This is a genomic window from Oleiharenicola sp. Vm1 (genome assembly GCF_047777955.1).
GTDB lineage: Bacteria > Verrucomicrobiota > Verrucomicrobiia > Opitutales > Opitutaceae > Didemnitutus.
Genome location: NZ_CP180537.1, coordinates 1,743,945 through 1,760,184, shown reverse-complemented (window position 1 = coordinate 1,760,184; position 16,240 = coordinate 1,743,945). Strand labels below are relative to the sequence as shown.

13 protein-coding genes and 1 pseudogene are annotated in these 16,240 nt (G+C 70.5%); 5 read left to right on the top strand and 9 right to left on the bottom strand.

Annotated features, from left to right (window positions below):
* The 3 genes from ACMYLB_RS09080 to gpmI all read right to left on the bottom strand — a co-directional run bounded on the left by ACMYLB_RS09080 (window position 1) and on the right by gpmI (window position 3,986).
* Complete coding sequence (locus tag ACMYLB_RS09080) at window positions 1–1,701, bottom strand: hypothetical protein (protein ID WP_415910606.1); 1,701 nt, start codon at window positions 1,699–1,701, stop codon at window positions 1–3.
* Window positions 1,702–1,942: 241 nt separating this feature from the next.
* On the bottom strand, window positions 1,943–2,101 hold the full coding sequence (locus tag ACMYLB_RS09075) for a class I SAM-dependent methyltransferase (protein WP_415910605.1): 159 nt from the start codon (window positions 2,099–2,101) through the stop codon (window positions 1,943–1,945).
* 292 nt (window positions 2,102–2,393) lie between these two features.
* On the bottom strand, window positions 2,394–3,986 hold the full coding sequence (gene gpmI / locus ACMYLB_RS09070; protein ID WP_415910604.1) for a 2,3-bisphosphoglycerate-independent phosphoglycerate mutase: 1,593 nt from the start codon (window positions 3,984–3,986) through the stop codon (window positions 2,394–2,396).
* A gap of 120 nt (window positions 3,987–4,106) precedes the next feature.
* Here gpmI and ACMYLB_RS09065 point away from each other — a divergent pair, with 120 nt between their 5' ends.
* On the top strand, window positions 4,107–4,418 hold the full coding sequence (locus ACMYLB_RS09065) for a hypothetical protein (RefSeq protein ID WP_415910603.1): 312 nt from the start codon (window positions 4,107–4,109) through the stop codon (window positions 4,416–4,418).
* A 24-nt stretch (window positions 4,419–4,442) separates the two neighbouring features.
* Here ACMYLB_RS09065 and ACMYLB_RS09060 read toward each other — a convergent pair whose 3' ends face one another.
* On the bottom strand, window positions 4,443–5,312 hold the full coding sequence (locus ACMYLB_RS09060; RefSeq protein ID WP_415910602.1) for a LysR family transcriptional regulator: 870 nt from the start codon (window positions 5,310–5,312) through the stop codon (window positions 4,443–4,445).
* Window positions 5,313–5,416: 104 nt separating this feature from the next.
* On the opposite strand from ACMYLB_RS09060, the gene ACMYLB_RS09055 reads away from it, so the two are divergent.
* The 4 genes from ACMYLB_RS09055 (at window position 5,417) to ACMYLB_RS09040 (ending at window position 12,005) form a co-directional block, all read left to right on the top strand.
* Window positions 5,417–6,913 carry a catalase gene (locus ACMYLB_RS09055; RefSeq protein WP_415910601.1) on the top strand — a complete coding sequence of 499 codons (1,497 nt, stop codon included), beginning with the start codon at window positions 5,417–5,419 and terminating at the stop codon, window positions 6,911–6,913.
* Between the two features lie 433 nt (window positions 6,914–7,346).
* Entirely contained in the window at window positions 7,347–8,393 is a 1,047-nt protein-coding gene (hemH, locus tag ACMYLB_RS09050) for a ferrochelatase (protein WP_415910600.1), read from the top strand.
* A gap of 98 nt (window positions 8,394–8,491) precedes the next feature.
* Window positions 8,492–11,197, top strand: coding sequence for a PAS domain-containing protein (locus tag ACMYLB_RS09045; RefSeq protein WP_415910599.1), 2,706 nt, complete (start codon window positions 8,492–8,494; stop codon window positions 11,195–11,197).
* A 79-nt stretch (window positions 11,198–11,276) separates the two neighbouring features.
* Window positions 11,277–12,005: a YoaK family protein gene (locus ACMYLB_RS09040; RefSeq protein WP_415910598.1), complete on the top strand. Its 729-nt coding sequence runs from the start codon at window positions 11,277–11,279 to the stop codon at window positions 12,003–12,005.
* Between the two features lie 9 nt (window positions 12,006–12,014).
* On the opposite strand, the gene ACMYLB_RS09035 is transcribed toward ACMYLB_RS09040, so the two are convergent.
* From ACMYLB_RS09035 to recF, 5 genes and pseudogenes are all read right to left on the bottom strand, one after another.
* Window positions 12,015–12,863 (bottom strand): SulP family inorganic anion transporter, encoded by an 849-nt coding sequence (locus ACMYLB_RS09035; RefSeq protein ID WP_415910597.1) that lies wholly within the window; start codon window positions 12,861–12,863, stop codon window positions 12,015–12,017.
* 82 nt (window positions 12,864–12,945) lie between these two features.
* A pseudogene (locus ACMYLB_RS09030) lies at window positions 12,946–13,701 on the bottom strand (SulP family inorganic anion transporter); the annotation flags it as partial.
* Between the two features lie 91 nt (window positions 13,702–13,792).
* Complete coding sequence (locus tag ACMYLB_RS09025; protein ID WP_415910596.1) at window positions 13,793–14,260, bottom strand: crossover junction endodeoxyribonuclease RuvC; 468 nt, start codon at window positions 14,258–14,260, stop codon at window positions 13,793–13,795.
* The gene (locus ACMYLB_RS09020) at window positions 14,215–15,153 is read right to left on the bottom strand and encodes a sulfite exporter TauE/SafE family protein (protein WP_415910595.1); all 939 of its coding nucleotides are present in this window, start codon (window positions 15,151–15,153) and stop codon (window positions 14,215–14,217) included. The genes ACMYLB_RS09025 and ACMYLB_RS09020 overlap by 46 nt, the downstream gene beginning before the upstream one ends.
* Window positions 15,150–16,235: a DNA replication/repair protein RecF gene (gene recF, locus ACMYLB_RS09015; protein ID WP_415910594.1), complete on the bottom strand. Its 1,086-nt coding sequence runs from the start codon at window positions 16,233–16,235 to the stop codon at window positions 15,150–15,152. Before recF ends, ACMYLB_RS09020 begins: the two co-directional genes overlap by 4 nt.
* Between the last annotated feature and the right edge of the window lie 5 nt (window positions 16,236–16,240).

Here is a 16,240-nt window from a genome sequence, read left to right as displayed (position 1 = left end):
TCAGCGGGCGATCCGGTCCTCGTAGGCCCGCGGACCGAGGTAGCGATAGCCCCGCCCCTCCTCCGGCGTGCCCGCCTGCATCGCCTGGATCAGGCCGTTCAGCTCGACGAGCCGCGTGTGCCAGACCGCCTGCTCGGGGTTGCGCCGCAACTGGAACACCACGCGCCCGTCCGCCGCACGCGCCCCCACCAACGGCCCCTCCTCGGTGACGGTGAACGGGAAACGCGCCGCCAAGTCCGCCTGCATCGCCTGGCTGCGGCCCCAGGTGCCGCCGCTTTCGCTGACGAAGGTCTTCCCGTCGAGTCGGGCGCGGAAATCCTCGTAGGCCGCGACGTAGAGCCGGTGCGCCGGTGACGCCGCGAGCCAGACCGCGAGCTTCTCCGCTTGCCCGCGCGCCGCGTCGTAGGCGTAGTTGCTGTCGAGAAACGCGATGCGTTCCACCTCGTCCGGGATGCGCTCGAACGCGTCCAACCCGCCGAAGACGAAGCTTCCGCCCGCGCTGTGCCCGGCCAGCGTCAGCCGCGCACCGGGCACGAGGCGCTGCAGCGCGGCGACGACGTCCGCGATCTTCCGCTCGGCCTCTTTCACTTCACGCCGCCAGACGGGCCACGAACCGCGCCCCGGCTCGAGCACGGCCAGCGCGAGGTTGGCGTGCCCGTGCGCGCGCAGCCAGCGCACCTGCGCGGCGACATGCTGGATGTCGAAATGCCAGTCGTCGTCCGCGCGCAGGCGGCGGCCGAGCGTCTGCTCGATCGTGTTGCCGGCGGGCACCGCGTAGAGCAGGAGCTCCGCCGGCTGTTCGGCCGCTCGTTCCGTCGGCCGGTTGAGGACGGCGCGCACCCCGTCGGCAAGGAACAGCGCCTCGTTCGACTCGCCGGGCATCGTGGGAACCACGGGGCGGATCTGGCCCCAGCGCGCCGGACCGCACGGCCCCTCGCCGCTGAGCAGCGTCCACCAGCGGTCGTCCGCGAGCAGTTCATCGATCGGCCTGGCCGCACCGTCCCACTCGACCGCGCGCGCGACGAGTCGCACGCCGTGGCTGTAGTCGACCCACGTGTCGGCGTGGCCGAGGAACAGCGGCTGGATGGGGGCGCCCTCGGCGCGATGCCAGCCGTAGATCGCCACGCGGCCCGGCGCGGCGGCAAGCCGCGGTGTGAGCACGAGGTCCTTCTTGTGGCCGGCCGTGAGCGTCCCGAGCGGGTGCGTCGCAAAAGCGGCCCGCCGTGCCGCGGCGACGAGCGCCTCGTGCCGCACGAACGCCGCGAGGGTCGTCATTTCCGGACCGGGCGGCATCGGCTCGGGCGCGAGTTTCAGCGGGGCGGCGCGATAGATCAGGTCCACCAGCTTCGCCGTCGGCAGCACGCACTCCAACCGGTCGGCGAGGCGCTGGGCCGCCGCGGGGGTGAGCGGCATCCGCAGAAAATCGTCGTCCGACCCCACGGCCAGGTAGTCCGGCGCCACGTGCAGCACTGCGCGCCCCGTCGGCACATCAACGAAGTGCCGCCAGAAATCCGGGACGTTGCCGCGCAGCACCTCGGCCACGACCGCCTCCTCGCGCTCCGGTGTCGGCAGCGCGGCCCAGCGGGCCGCGAGCGCGCGACCGCCGGACGCATCGCCGGGGCGCGGCGGCAGGGGCGGCTGCCAGGCGACGGCGTGCAGCGCCCCGCCGAGCAGGAGGACCAGGAGCAGCGCGCGCTTCATCCGGCCAGCGAAGCCACGGGTCTCGCGCCAGGCAACGCCGGAGAGGACCGCCGGCGGCGGCCCGCGCGACGCGGTCGCGTCAGCTTTTCCGCACCTCGATGAACGCCGTCACCACCGGCCGGTCGCGGCGGTAGCACCAGTTGCGCTCGGCGAAATCGGGGGCGCGTTTTTCGGAAACCACCGGCTAGGGCGCAAAGAGCCGCTCCAGCTCCGCGAGCGTGAAGTAGCGCACGCCATCCGCTTAGCGCTTCCCCTCGCGATCGCAATCGGTCGTGATCAGCAGGCGGCCGCCGGGTTTCAGGCAGCGATACATCTCGGCCAGCGCCCGCTCGATCGCCGGGATGTGCTCGATCACCGAGATGCTGACGATCGTGTCGAGCGAGCCGTTGGCGTAGGGCATGGCCGTGAGATCGACGGCGCGGGGAGGCGTTGCAGCACCTGCCAGAGCTCCCAATCGCGCATCCGCAGCGGATACCGGTAGTCCTCCCCCACCCGGGCGCGCACGAACGCGTCGTAGCCACGCAGCGTCGCGTCGCACTCACCCGAAAGTTCGTCGCGCTCAAAGAACTTCATGGCGCGGCAAGGAAAGGAAGGGACGGCAGGGCACGATGGAAACCGGCGATACGCGCGCAACAACGCGCGGCAGTCTAGCGCTCAACTGCCGCGCGGCGGCGCAGGTCCGGCACGCCGCCTCAGGCGAGGACCAGGCTCTCGCCCGTCATCTCGGCCGGCTTGGGCAGGCCCATGAGGTGGAGGACGGTCGGCGCGATGTCCGCGAGGCGGCCACCGCTGCGCATCCGGGTCTTCCCGGCGGCGAAGCCCTCGCCCACAACGAAGACCTCGACGAGGTTCAGCGTGTGCGCGGTGTGCGGGGCGTTGAGCACCGGATCCCACATCTGTTCGGCATTGCCGTGGTCGGCGAGGATGACGGCCCGGCCGTGCTGCGTCGCGAGCGCGGCGAGCAATTCGCCGAGGCCCTGGTCCGTGGCTTCGCAGGCCTTGATCGCCGCGGGCAACGAACCCGTGTGCCCGACCATGTCGGGGTTGGCGTAGTTGACGACGATCAGGCCGTATTTGCCGGAGAGGATGGCTTCCTTCGTCTTGGCCGTCACTTCGGTGGCGGACATCTCGGGCTGGAGGTCGTAGGTGGCCACCTTCGGACTCGCCGGGCAGGCGCGGTCTTCGCCGGGGAACGGCTCGTTGCGGTAATTGTTGAAGAAAAACGTCACGTGCGGGTTCTTCTCCGTCTCGGCGCAGCGGAACTGCGCGATGCCGGCCTGGCTGACGACTTCGCCGAGGATGTTTTTCAACTTCTCGGGTTTGCCGGAGATGATGTGCACCGGCAGGCCCTTTTCATACTCGGTCATCGTGGCGTAGTAGAGGTCCAGCTTGGCGCCGCGCTCGAAGCCCGTGAAGTCGTCGAGCACGAAAGCCTTGGTGATCTCGCGCGGGCGGTCGCCGCGGTAGTTGTAGAACAGCACGGCGTCGCCGTTGGCGAACACCGCGAGCGGCTTGCCGTCGGCGCCGACGATCGCGGTGGGCGAGACGAACTCGTCGCCCTTCTGCGTTTCGCTGAGCGGCTGGTCGTAATACTGCTGCACGGCCTGCACGGCCGACGGCGCGGTGGCGACGGCGGCCTTGCCGGTGAGGAGATCGTAGGCTTTCTGCACGCGCTCCCAGCGGTTGTCGCGGTCCATGGCCCAGAAGCGGCCGCAGACCGTGGCGATGCGGCCGACGCCGATTGCCTTTACCTTGGCCTCGATCTGCTGGAGGTAGCCGAGACCGCTCTGCGGCGGCGTGTCGCGGCCGTCCATGAACGAGTGGATGAAGACGCGGTTGCTGGCGAGGCCATCGTCCTTGGCCTGCTGGAGAATGCCGTAGAGATGCTCGAGCATGCCGTGCACGCCGCCGTCGGAGGCAATGCCCATGACGTGGAGCTTCGCGGCCGGATTGGCCTGCAGGCGGGCGAGGATCGCCCGCCAGACGGGGTTCTGCGCCAGCTGCTTTTCCGAAAACAGCTTGTTCAGACGGACGAGTTCCTGGTCGACGATCCGGCCGGCGCCGATGTTCTCGTGGCCCACCTCGCTGTTGCCCATCTGGCCGTCGGGCAGGCCGACGTCGAGGCCGGAGGCCTTCACCAGCGTGACGGGATAGCGCGCGTGGAGCATGTCGTCGCAGGGCTTCCTGGCCTGCGCCACGGCGTTGAACTTATCCTGGGCGGGATCGGGATTCTTGCCCCAGCCATCGCGGATGACCAGGAGGACGGGCTTGCGCGCTGAACTCATAGGAAAATGTGACGATAAGCTCTCCGTCGCGCTCGCGCGCTCAACCTTTAAATCCGTCATCGCAATCCACGCCCACGCCTCGCCAAGGATTGGCCCACGCCCTGCTGAGAAAGGAATCTCATGACGCTGCTCATCCGCGACCAGCTGACCTGCCCGCCAACGTGGTTCCTGAGCTACCGCGACCTGACGCTCTACTGCGCCGTGATGCTCAAGCTCGACGTCGTGCTCGAATCGGCCGACCCCGATCTCTACTACCGCTGGGTGCGCCAGCGCGGCGGCATGGACTTCGTGCAGGACATCGTCCGCCCGGGCTCGGAGCGCGGCGTGCACCTCGACCTCGAGCGGCATTTCGCCAACACCATCGTCACCGACCGCATCGCCCCGGAGAACGTCCACCGCCTCATCGCCCGCATCCGCTCGCTGGCCGCTTGAGCGAACACCGCCGCATCGGCACGATCATTCCGCCGTGCGCAAGTGAGCGACCAGCGCCCGCGCGGCGCCGCTCAATGGCCGGCCCGAGCGATAGACCACGCCGATCGAGCGCGTGACCCCCGGCAGCGGCCGGAACACCAGCCCCGGCACGCCGCGCACCGCCGACATCTGCGGCACGATCGACACGCCCCAGCCGCTGGCGACGAACGACAGCACCGTCTCGATCTGCGCACTGCGGAAGCTCACGCGCGGCGCGAAGCCGTTCAGGCGGCAGAACTGCAGCGCCTGTCCCGCGAGGCAGTGCCCCTCCTTCATCAGGATGAACGCCTCGTTCTCCAGGTCGTCGAGCGCCAGCCGCGCCTTCGTGGCCAGCGGATGCCGCCGCGGCAGCGCGACCAGCAGCGGCTCGTCGAAGAACTCTTCGGCCGCCAGTCCGGCGCGTTCCACCGGCAGGCTGAGCAGGGCGACGTCCACCTCCTTGGCCAGCACGCCCTCGACCAGCTGCGCAGTCGTGTCCTCGTGCACCACCACCTCGATGCCAGGGTGGCGTTTCGTGAAAGCCCGCAGTCGCGCCGGCAGGAAGTAGGGCGCGACGGTCGGCAGCGCGCCGAGCACCACGCGCCCGCGCAGCAGGCCGCTGACCTCCCGCACCCGCTCGCGCGCCTCCTCCATCTCCTCCATCACCCGCGCCGCGTGCTCGCGGAAGAGCTCGCCCGCCGGAGTGAGCGACACCTCGCGGGTCGAGCGCTCGAAGAGCCGCTCGCCCAGCTCGCCCTCCAGCTTCCGGATCTGCTGGCTGAGCGAGGGCTGCGCCACGCGGCACTGCTCGGCCGCACGGCTGAAGTTCCGCGTGCGCGCCACGGCGAGGAAGTAGCGGAGCTGGTGGGTTTCCATAGTCGATGCCTATTACTGTCAGGCCTAACTAATATTTCCGGCCTATCGCGCGAGCTGATAATCTCCGCCCGCGTCGTCCACGCCGGCGCCCCACCCTTCCTCCCATGTCCCAATCCGCCCCTCCGCTCACGACGACCACCGGCGCGCCCGTGGTCGACAACCAGAACTCCCTCACCGCCGGCCCGCGCGGCCCCGCCCTCCTGCAGGACTGGCACCTGCTCGAGAAGCTCGCCAACTTCAACCGCGAGCGCATCCCCGAGCGCATCGTCCACGCCAAGGGCTCCGCCGCCTACGGCACGCTCACCATCACGCACGACATCTCGCGCTACTCGCGCGCGAAGATCTTCGCGAAGGTCGGCACCCGGGCCGAGACGTTCCTCCGCTTCTCCACCGTCGCGGGCGAGCGCGGCGCGGCCGACGCCGAGCGCGACGTCCGCGGCTTCGCCCTCAAGGTCTACACCGAGGAGGGCAACTGGGACATCGTCGGCAACAACACCCCGGTCTTCTTCCTCCGCGACCCGCTGAAGTTCCCCGACTTCATCCACACCCAGAAGCGCGACCCGCAGACCAACCTCCGCAACGCCACCTCCGCGTGGGATTTCTGGTCGCTCTCGCCGGAGTCGCTGCACCAGGTCACGATCCTCTTCAGCGACCGCGGCCTGCCGCGGAATTACCGCCAGCTGAACGGCTACGGCTCGCACACCTACTCCTTCGTCAACGCCATCGGCGAGCGCTACTGGGTGAAGTTCCACTTCAAGTCGCTCCAGGGCCACGCCCACTACACCGACGCCGAAGCCGCCGCCGTCGTCGGCGCGGACCGCGAGTCCGCCCAGGCCGACCTCTTCCACGCCATCGCCCAGGGCAATTTCCCGCGCTGGAAATTCTGCGTGCAGGTCATGCCGGAGCAGGACGCCGCGACGTATCACGTCAACCCGTTCGACCTCACGAAGGTCTGGCCGCACCAGGATTACCCGCTGATCGAAGTCGGCATCCTCGAGCTGAACCGCAATCCGCAGAACTACTTCGCCGAGGTCGAGCAGGCCGCCTTCTCGCCCTCGAACGTCGTGCCCGGCATCGGCCACTCGCCCGACAAGATGCTCCAGGCGCGCATCTTTTCCTATCCCGACGCGCACCGCTACCGCATCGGCGTCAACTACCAGAGCCTGCCCGTCAACGCCCCGCGCTGCCCGGTCATGCACTACCAGCGCGACGGCGCCATGCGCTTCGACGGCAACTTCGGCGGCGCGCCCAACTACGAGCCGAACAGCCTCAACGGCCCGAAGGAGTGCCCGGCCTTCGCCGAGCCGCCGCTGAAGCTCAGCGGCGACGCCGACCGCTACAACCACCGCGCCGGCAACGACGACTTCACGCAGGCGGGCAATCTCTTCCGGCTCTTCACACGGGACCAGAAACAGCGCCTCTTCGGCAACATCGCCCGCCACATGGCCGCCGTGCCGCGCGAGATCCAGCTGCGCCAGATCTGCCACTTCTTCCGCGCCGATCCGGCCTACGGCCTCGGCGTCGCCCAGGCGCTGAACCTCGATATCAGCGAGTTCGTCGCGCAAAGCCGCTCGCCCGCGGGCGGCCACGGCGGCGCCTGAAACCCGGCCGCGCTTTCGACCATCACTCCATCCGACAGCGGCGCCTCCTCGCCGCTGTCTTCATTTTCTCGCATCAACATGAACGCTCGTCCGACCTTGCTCACGCCGACTCCCGCCGAGGGACAGGAACTCGCCCGCGAGCTCGCCCGCGAGCTGCTCGCCGCGCTGCCGGCCCCGCTTCCGCGGCGGACCACCTCCGCACCGGCGCCGCGCCGCCGTCGATCGAGATCGTCACTGCGATCTATTTCCACGCCATCGCGCGCGCGAACCAGGGCTGGATCGCCCCGGCGGCGCGCTGAGTCCCGGCCGCGCCGCCCGCCCCGCGGGCGCCGTCCGGGCGCGGCCCGCGCATCGCTTGTTCGACCTCGCGCGCCCGCTGGCGGCCGGTTGACTTTGCCCGCCAAAACGCCACCTGTCAGCTCCGCCACCCACCATGTCCAAGACCGCCGTCCTCCTGCTCAACCTCGGTTCGCCCGACTCCACGTCCGTCCCCGACGTGAAGCGCTACCTCCAGGAATTTCTCGGCGACGAGCGGGTGATCGACAAGCCGGCCAATCCCTTCCTGCGCAAGCTGCTCGTCAACGGCATCATCATCCCGTTCCGGGTGAAGAAATCCGCCCACGCCTACGAGAGCATTTGGACGCCCGAGGGCTCGCCGCTGATCCTCACCAGCCAGAAGGCCCAGGCCGCGCTGCAGCAGCAGGTCTCGATCCCCGTCGCGCTCGCGATGAACTACGGCAACCCGTCGATCCCCGACGTGCTGCGCGGACTCGTCAACCAGGGCGTCACGCGCGTGCTGCTGTTCCCCCAATACCCGCACTACGCGATGTCCAGCTGGGAGACCGTCGTCGTGAAGGTCCAGCGCGAAGCCGCGCGCCTCGCCCCGCTGCTGCAATTCGACCTCGTGCAGCCCTACTTCGGCGACGCCGACTACATCGACGCCCTCGTCGCCAGCGCGCGGCCGTATCTCCAGCAGCCCTACGACCACTTCCTCTTCAGCTACCACGGCATCCCGGTGCGCCACCTGACCAAGGCCGACAGCTCGCACGCCCACTGCCAGGTCGTGGCGGACTGCTGCAATTCCTGCTCCCCGATCCACCAGACCTGCTACAAGGCCCAGGTCACGCGCACCTCGCAGCTCTTCGCCCAGCGCGCCGGCCTCGAGCCGAGCAAGTGGTCGATCTCCTTCCAATCGCGCCTCGTCGGCGAACCCTGGCTCTCGCCCTACACCGACGCCGAGTTCGAGCGCCTGGCCCAGGAGGGCAAGAAGCGCCTCGTCGTGATCACGCCCGCCTTCGTCACCGACTGCCTCGAGACGCTCGAGGAGATCCGCGTCGAGGGCGCCGAGGACTTCAAGGCCGCGGGCGGCGAGCAGTTCACCCACATCCCCTGCCTCAATGACCAGCCCGTCTGGATCGACTTCCTCGCCCGCCGCGTGCAGCGCTGGCAGCAGACCGGCGCGGTGTCCGGCCCGGTCTGAGCCCAGGTAAAATGGATCTTAATCGCCACACCTGCCGGAACCGCGCCGCTTTCCGCGCTCGGCAACGGCCCGCGTTCTGCTAGCGCTGTGTCCGCGTCGTGAGCATCCCCTCGCCCCAGAGTCACACGCAGGCCGCGACTCCCGCCCTGGGAGTCGCCGTGCTGGTATTGGACGCCCACGGCAAGGTGGAGCTGGCCAACGCCGCCGCCGCCGCGCTCTGGCAGGCGCGCGCCGGCGAGCTGGCCGGCGATTACCTCCCCAATCTCTTCGTCTTCGAAGTCACCTCGCGCGATCCCGACCTCGTGCAGGCGCAGTGGGAAGTCGTGCAGGCCGCCGCGCTGGCCCAGCCCGTCACCCTCCGCCTCCAGCCCAAGGAAGCCGCGGCCTTCGACGCCATCGTGCGCCTCGAGCCGGCGGGCGCCGATCCGGTGCGCTACTTCGCCACCGTCACCCGCCCCGCCGCCGCGCCGGCCGCCTTCGCCGCCGCGCCCGCCGGCGCCGCGGCCGGGACGCCCGCCCCCGGCGGCGACAACTTCCTCGCCCTGCTCGCCGAGCGCAGCGCGCTGGGTTTCTTCGACCTGAACTTCGTCAAGGGCGAGGCCTACCTCTCCCCGGCGTGGAAGCGCATGCTCGGCTACACCGACACCAGCCTGCCCAACACCTACGAGTCGTGGCTGGCGCTGATCCACCCCGACGACTCCGGCGCCGCTCCCGACAAGCTCTCCGGCCGCGCCTCCGCCACCGGCTCGCGCCCCTTCTCCGTCGAATACCGGATGAAGCACGCGCGCGGGCACTTCGTCTGGGTGCAGGTCGTCGGCGCGCAACTCTTCGCCCCCAACGGCTCGCTCCAGCGCGTCGTCGGCGCCCAGCTCGACATCACCGACCGCAAGGAGCTCGAGGAGTCCTCGCTTCGGGCGGAGGAGAGGCTCGGCGCCCTCTCCGACCGCGGCCGCATCGCGCTCTTCGAGCTGGATTTCACCGGCGGCCCGAGCTGGCTGTCGCCGGCGTTCAAGGCGACGCTGGGCTTCAACGAGGGCGATCTGCCCGACGAGCCCGAGTCGTTCCTGCGCGCCCTGCCGCCCGAGGACAGCGTCGGCGGACTCGCCGCGTTCTTCACCTCGAAGCAGCCGGGCGCCCCGGTCTACTTCGACGCCCTGCGCCTGCGCCATCGCAACGGCACCGACCTCTGGGCCTACGCCGGCATCGTCCGCGTCATCTCGCGCAAGCGCGAGCTGCAGCGCGTGCTCGGCTTCGTCGCCCCGATGCCCGAGGGCGGCGGCGCCGCAGCCGGCCCGGGCGTCGCGCCGGAACATTTCTCCGCCCTGCTCGCCGAGCTGCGGGAGGCGGTGCTGCTGACCGACGCCCGCGACCGCATCGTCTTCGCCAACGCCGGGGCCGAGCGCCTGCTCGGCCGCAGCGTCGAGCAGCTCGTCGGGCAGCCCGGCAGCGAGGTCTTCCGCCTCACGCACCGCGTCAGCGGCGCGCCGGGCGAGAGCCCGCTCGAGAAGGCCCTGGCCACCGGCGACGGCACGCCCCTGAACAACGAGTTCGCCCTCGAGCGCGGCGCCGGCGCCAAGTCGGTCCCGATCGTCTTCAGCTGCCGCGCCGTCAGCGATGCCGGCGGCCAGCCCGCCGGCGCCGTGGTCGTGTTCCGCAACCCGGACGAGATGGGCCTCACGCCCGAGGAGCTGGTGAAGGCCAACCGCTTCGAGGCGCTCGGCCAGCTCGCCGGCGGCATCGCCCACGACTACAACAATCTCCTCACGACGATCATGGGCGGCGTCTCGCTCGCCCTCGACGCACGCGACTACTCCGGCCTCGAGAACAGCATGAAGGCCTGCGAGGCCGCCAAGGGCCTCAGCCGCCAGCTGCTCACCTTCTCCAAGGGCGGCACCGGCACGCGCCAGACGCTCAAGACCGCGGAGCTCCTCCGCGACTCCGTGCGCATCGCCGCCTCCGGCTCGACCGTGAAGGTCGAGCTCAACGCCCCCGCCGACCTCGCCACCATCCAGGTCGACCGCGCGCAGCTGCTGCAGGTCTTCCAGAACCTCATCGTCAACGCCATCCAGGCCATGCCCAACGGCCAGGGCAACGTCTGGATCACCGCCGGCAACGTCACCCTCACCGACAGCCAGATTCCGCCGCTCGCCGCCGGCCAATACGTCGCCGTCGAGGTGCGCGACAACGGCTCCGGCATCAAGCCCGAGCACCTGGAGAAGATCTTCGACCCGTTCTTCACCACCAAGAAGACCGGCACCGGCATCGGCCTCTCCACCGTGGTGAAGATCATCAAGCACCACGGCGGCCAGCTCACGGTCGACACCGAGGTCGGCGTCGGCACCGCCTTCACCGTCTTCCTCCCGCGCGCCGAGCAGGAGACCGTCGCCGACACCCGCCAGCGCCCGACGCTCAACCTCGCCACGCGCACGAACCGCATCCTGTTCATGGACGACGACCCCGAGATCAGCCGCCTGACCGAGGGCATGCTCACGGGCATGGGCTACGGCGTCGACCTGGCGAAGGACGGCGAGGAGGCGATCAAGCTCTACCGCCGCTACCTCAACATCAAGCGGCCCCACGACGTCGTGATCATGGACCTCACCGTCATCGGCGGCATGGGCGGCGAGGAGTGCTTCCGCAAGCTGGTCGAACTCGACCCCAACGTCCGCGCCATCGTCGCCAGCGGCTACGACAACGACGAGATGAAGCGCCAGTTCCTCGACCTCGGCTTCTGCGGCTACCTGACCAAGCCCTACCGCGTCGGCGACCTCAGCCGCATCATCAAGCAGGTGCTGGGGGCGTGAGGCTGCGGGGCCCCCGCGCGCGGCGGACGCAAAATTAGTTTCCCCTCCGGCCCGGGAGGTGCTTTCTCCGTCGGCTTTCATGCTCACGAAACCGATACCGCGCTGGATACTCGCCGGAGGCTTCCTCCTCGCGTGCGGCGCGGGCTGCATCAACGCCGTCGGTTTCCTCGGGGCGCACCACCAGGCGATCTCGCACATGTCGGGCACGGTCTCGAACCTCGGCATCGGACTCGTGGGCCAGGACCGCGCCGCCCTGCTCCACGTGGCCTCGACGCTCGGCTGCTTCTTCGCCGGCTGCGTGCTCAGCGGCCTGATCATCCGCCAGAGCGCGCTCAAGGCCGGACGCCGCTACGGCGTCGCCCTCGCGGTCGAGGCCGGCCTCCTGCTCGGCGCGACCTACTTTCTCCGCCACGGCGCCATCACCGGCGACTACCTCGCGGCCATGGCCTGCGGCCTGCAGAACGCGATGGCCACGAGCTACAGCGGCGCCGTCATCCGCACCACGCACATGACCGGCATCGTCACCGACCTCGGCATCGCGCTCGGCCTGCTCGCGCGGCGCGAACCGGTGGACTGGCGCCGCATCGGCCTCTACGGCGTGCTGCTCGCCGGCTTCCTCGGCGGCGGCATCCTCGGCGCCATGGGCTTCGCGCGCTTCGGCTACGACACCCTGCTCTTCCCCGCCGCCATCACCGGCGTCGGCGGCGTGGGCTACACGCTCTTCAAGCAGTTCGAGAAACCCGTCCGCCGCCGCCTGCGTCTGCTGCCCGCCGCGGAGGAAACCAGCCGCACCGACCGCGCCGCCTGAGCGCCGCGCTCACTTCCGCGCCAGCAGCTGCCGCGCGCGCGCCACGGCGCTCTCCAGGTCGGCGCAGACGTTGTCCCGGCCGAGCTCGTCGAAGAACCCGGCCTTCTCCAGCATGAAGTAGGGCTGCGTGTGCGGCGCGCTCAGGATCAGGTGCTCGCGGTGGCGCTTCATCTTCGCGTGCATGCTCTCGATGCGGTTCAGCGCCGTGGCGTCCATCGCCGTCACCGCCGCCATGTGCAGGATCACGACCTTGGTCTCGCCGCCGGAGCGGCGGATGATGCGGTCGAGCTTTTCCGCCGAGCCGAAGAGCAGCGCGCCGAACACGCGGTAGATGATCACGCCGCGCGGCACGTCCTTCACCGGCTCGTGCCCCTGCCCGCCTTGCGCCACCTGCTCGCCGGTCATGGCGTGCACCTGCGTGGTGTCGGCCACGCGCTTGATGAAGGCGAAGGCCGCCAGCACCATGCCGACCTCGACCGCGACGGTGAGGTCGAAGAGCACGGTGAGCGAAAAGGTCGCGAGGAACACCGCCGAGTCGCCGCGCGGCTTCTTGTGCAGCAGCGCAAACTCCTCCCACTCGCCCATGCGGATGGCCACGACCACGAGCACGGCCGCCAGCACCGCCAGCGGCACGTCCTTGGCCAGCGGCGCCGCCACCAGCAGCACCACGAGCAGGAACACCGCGTGCACGAGGCCCGCCACCGGCGTGTGCGCGCCGCCGCGGATGTTCGTCGCCGTGCGCGCGATCACGCCCGTCACCGGGATGCCGCCGAAGAGCGGACTGACGAAATTCGCCGCGCCCTGCGCCATCAGCTCCTGGTTCGAGTCGTGCCGGTCGTCCACCAGGCCGTCCGCCACCACCGCCGAGAGCAGCGACTTCGATCGCGCCGAGCATGGCGATGGTGAACGCCGGCCGGATCAGCCCGCTGAGGTGCGCGAGATCGAACTCCGGCACCGCCAGCGTGGGGAGCCCGCGCGGAATGCCGCCGAACTTGGTGCCGATCGTCTCCGCCGGCACGTGGAACACCGCCACCGCGACCGTGCCGAGCCCCACGGCCACGATCGACGGCGGCACGCGGCTCCAACGTTTCGGCCAGTAGTGGAGAATCGCCAGCGAACCGACGCCGAGCGCCACCGTCGGCCACTGCACCGTCCCCAGCGCCGCCGTGAGCGCCCCGAGCTTGGGCAGGAACTCCGCCGGCTCGTGCTCCAGCTGCAGGCCGAGGAACGCGCGCACCTGCGTCATCAGGATCGTGATGGCAATGCCGCAGGTGAAGCCCGTCGTCACCGGGTGCGGGATGAACTTGATCAGGTTGCCCAGCTTCAGCGCGCCCATCACGAACAGGATCGCGCCCGCCATCATCGTGCAGAGCAGGAGATTCGAGAGGCCGTGTTCCGCCACGATCAGCGCCACGAGGCCGACGAAGGCGCCGGCCGGTCCGCCGATCTGCACTTTCGTGCCGCCGAGCGCCGAGACGAGGAAGCCGCCGATGATGCCGGTGTAGAGGCCGGCCGCCGGCGACACGCCGGAGGAGATGCCGAGGCCGATGCAGAGCGACAGCGCGACAATGCCGACCGTCAGGCCCGCACCGAGATCGCCGATGAACTTCTCCCGGGAATAACTGCCCCAGACCTCCAGCAGCCGCGGCCGGAAGTGAAACGCACGCTCCGCAAACGGCGCACCCGTTTCGTTCATGCCGCCACGCTGGGCGATTCCGCCCGGCCGCGCAAGCGACCAGCGCGTGCTGGCGAGGCTTCGCCAACCCACGCGTAGCGCCCCCGCGGCGTCACGCGCGCCAGGTGAAGGCGTGGCACAGCGCCACGCCCGCCGCGTCGGCCTCGTCGAAGGCCAGCGGCCGCCCGTGGCCGAGCAGCGCCATCACGGTGCGCGCCATCTGCTCCTTGCTCGCCCGGCCCGCGCCCACCACCGCCTGCTTCACGCGCAGCGGCGGATATTCGAAGGTCTCGACGCCCTGCAGCGCCACGGCCGCGATCGCCGCGCCGCGCGCGGCGCCGAGGATCTGCGCGGTCTGGAAATTCTGCACGTAGATCGTCTGCTCGAGCGCCACGTGCCGCGGCGCGAAGTCGCCGACGAAGCGCGTCACGGCGCGGTGAATCTCCCCGAGGCAGAACGCCATCGGGTGCTTCGCCGGCACGCGCACGGTCTCGCAGCGCAGCAGCACCGGCGTCCGCCCGGCGGCGAACTCGATCAGCGCCAGGCCCGTGCCCCGCAGCGACGGGTCGATGCCGAGCACGCGCCCGGCAAAGGCCGGCCGGTGCAGCGTCGGCGCCGCGGGCCACTCCCGGGGCGCGAGGGTGCCCTCGAGCTTGGCTTTCCAGAGTTGGCGGACGTTGGCGCGGGCCATCGGAGATGAGGTCTGGCGGGGGCGGCGCGTCTCTCCAACTCAAAGAAAAGCAGCTTCGCCGTCGCCAGTCCGGTCAACCCCAGCGCCGCCGCCTCGAAGGCGCGCTGGTTCACCCGCCCCGCCACCACGCGCCCGATCAGGGCGCCCGCGATCACCGCCGGCACCAGCCACAGGTTGACGGCCAGGCTGCGGGGCTGGATGAGCCCGAGCTGCACCATGAACGGCACCTTGAACAGGTTCACCGCCATGAAGAACACCGCGCTGGTGCCGAGGAACTCCAGCTTCGGCAGGCGCATCGCCAGCAGGTAGAGCATCATCACCGGTCCGGCCGCGTTCGCCACCTGCGTCGCGAACCCGGCGAACACGCCCGCGAGCACGCCGAGCCACAGCGGCGCGTGGCTCGCCGCCTCGGCGCTCTCCGGCCGGGCCCGGCGCAGGAGATGCACCGCGAGCATGACGGCGAGCAAGCCGCCGATCAGGCGGGTCGTCTGCCGGTCGTCCGCCACGCGCAGCGCCAGCCAGCCCAGCAGCACGCCCGCCGCCGTGGGCAGGAGCAGGCGTCCCAGATGCCGCCACTGCGCGTGCGCGCGATAGCTCACGACCGCGAACACGTCGCCGACGATCAGCAGCGGCAGCACGATGCCCGTCGCCTGCCGCGCCGGCATGAGGTTCGCGAACACGGCTACGAACAGGATGCCCAGCCCGGGAATGCCGGTCTTGGAAAAGCCCGCCGTGAACGCGCCCAGCGCGAGCAGCAGCCATTGCCACGGCTCGAAGCTCACGCCGCGCCGCCTTCCTCGATCCGGCCGCCCGCGACGCGCAACACCTGCCAGCTGCCGGCCTCGGCGTCGGGCAGCGCGGTGCCGGTCGCCACGACCTGCGGCTGGCCGTCGAGCGAGGCCCAGAATTTCCGCCGGCGCTCGGGATCGAGCTCGCCCAGCACGTCGTCGCACAGCAGCACCGGCTCGATCGCGCGGTGCCGCTTGAAATACGCCGCCTGCGCCAGCCGCAGCGCGATCACGAGGCAGCGCTGCTGGCCCTCCGAGGCGAAGTTCTTCGCCGGGCGCCCCTGCAGGAGGAACTCGAGGTCGTCGCGATGCGGGCCGCGCTCGGTGGACTTGAGGAGCGTGTCGCGCGGCCGCGATTTCGCCAGCTGCGCCACGAAGTCCTCCGCCGTCGCCGCCGCGGTGTCGGGCGCGTAGACCAGCGCGGCGGTCTCGCCTTCCGGCACGAGGCGCGCATGGGCGGCGCGGAACAGCTCGCTCAGCTCGGCGACGCCCGCGGCGCGCGCCGCCACGAGCTGCACCGCCTGCGTGGCCGCCTCGCGCTCGAACGCCGTCAGCTGCGCCCCATCGCGCCCGCCGTGCTTGAGCAGGATGTTCCGCTCCGCCACGGCGCGCGTGTAGCCCTGCAGCGCCGCCAGGTAGGCGCCGTCCATCGCCGCCAGCGTGAGGTCGAGCCAGCGGCGCCGCAGCGCCGGCGCGCCGCGCAGCAGCTGGTTGTCCTGCGAGGAAAACACGACTGTCGGAAACTGGCCGATGAAGTCCGCCAGGCGCGTGACCCGGCCCTGCTCCCACTCGACCGTGCGGTCGTCGGCGCCGAACGCGATCGCCAGCTTCGACTCGCCGAACCGCTCGTGCTCGAGGGTGAAGCCGAGCCCCGCCTGCGCCTGCCCGAGCGCCACCAGCGCGCGCGGCTCCGCGGCGCGGAACGACCGCAGCGCCGTCACGTAGCCGAGCGCCTCGAGGAAGTTCGTCTTCCCCTGCCCGTTCGCGCCGACGAGGAAGCTGTGCCGCCCCGCCAGCCGCACGGACACGAGCGGCAGGTTGCGGAAGTTTTGCAGCGTGACTTGGGCGAAACGCATGGCGG

Bases quoted from the DNA above. Each gene is read 5' to 3' on its own strand.
- ACMYLB_RS09080 (WP_415910606.1), bottom strand. From the start codon at position 1,701: ATGAAGCGCGCGCTGCTCCTGGTCCTCCTGCTCGGCGGGGCGCTGCAC.
- ACMYLB_RS09075 (WP_415910605.1), bottom strand. From the start codon at position 2,101: ATGCCCTACGCCAACGGCTCGCTCGACACGATCGTCAGCATCTCGGTG.
- gpmI (WP_415910604.1), bottom strand. From the start codon at position 3,986: ATGAGTTCAGCGCGCAAGCCCGTCCTCCTGGTCATCCGCGATGGCTGG.
- ACMYLB_RS09065 (WP_415910603.1), top strand. From the start codon at position 4,107: ATGACGCTGCTCATCCGCGACCAGCTGACCTGCCCGCCAACGTGGTTC.
- ACMYLB_RS09060 (WP_415910602.1), bottom strand. From the start codon at position 5,312: ATGGAAACCCACCAGCTCCGCTACTTCCTCGCCGTGGCGCGCACGCGG.
- ACMYLB_RS09055 (WP_415910601.1), top strand. From the start codon at position 5,417: ATGTCCCAATCCGCCCCTCCGCTCACGACGACCACCGGCGCGCCCGTG.
- hemH (WP_415910600.1), top strand. From the start codon at position 7,347: ATGTCCAAGACCGCCGTCCTCCTGCTCAACCTCGGTTCGCCCGACTCC.
- ACMYLB_RS09040 (WP_415910598.1), top strand. From the start codon at position 11,277: ATGCTCACGAAACCGATACCGCGCTGGATACTCGCCGGAGGCTTCCTC.
- recF (WP_415910594.1), bottom strand. From the start codon at position 16,235: ATGCGTTTCGCCCAAGTCACGCTGCAAAACTTCCGCAACCTGCCGCTC.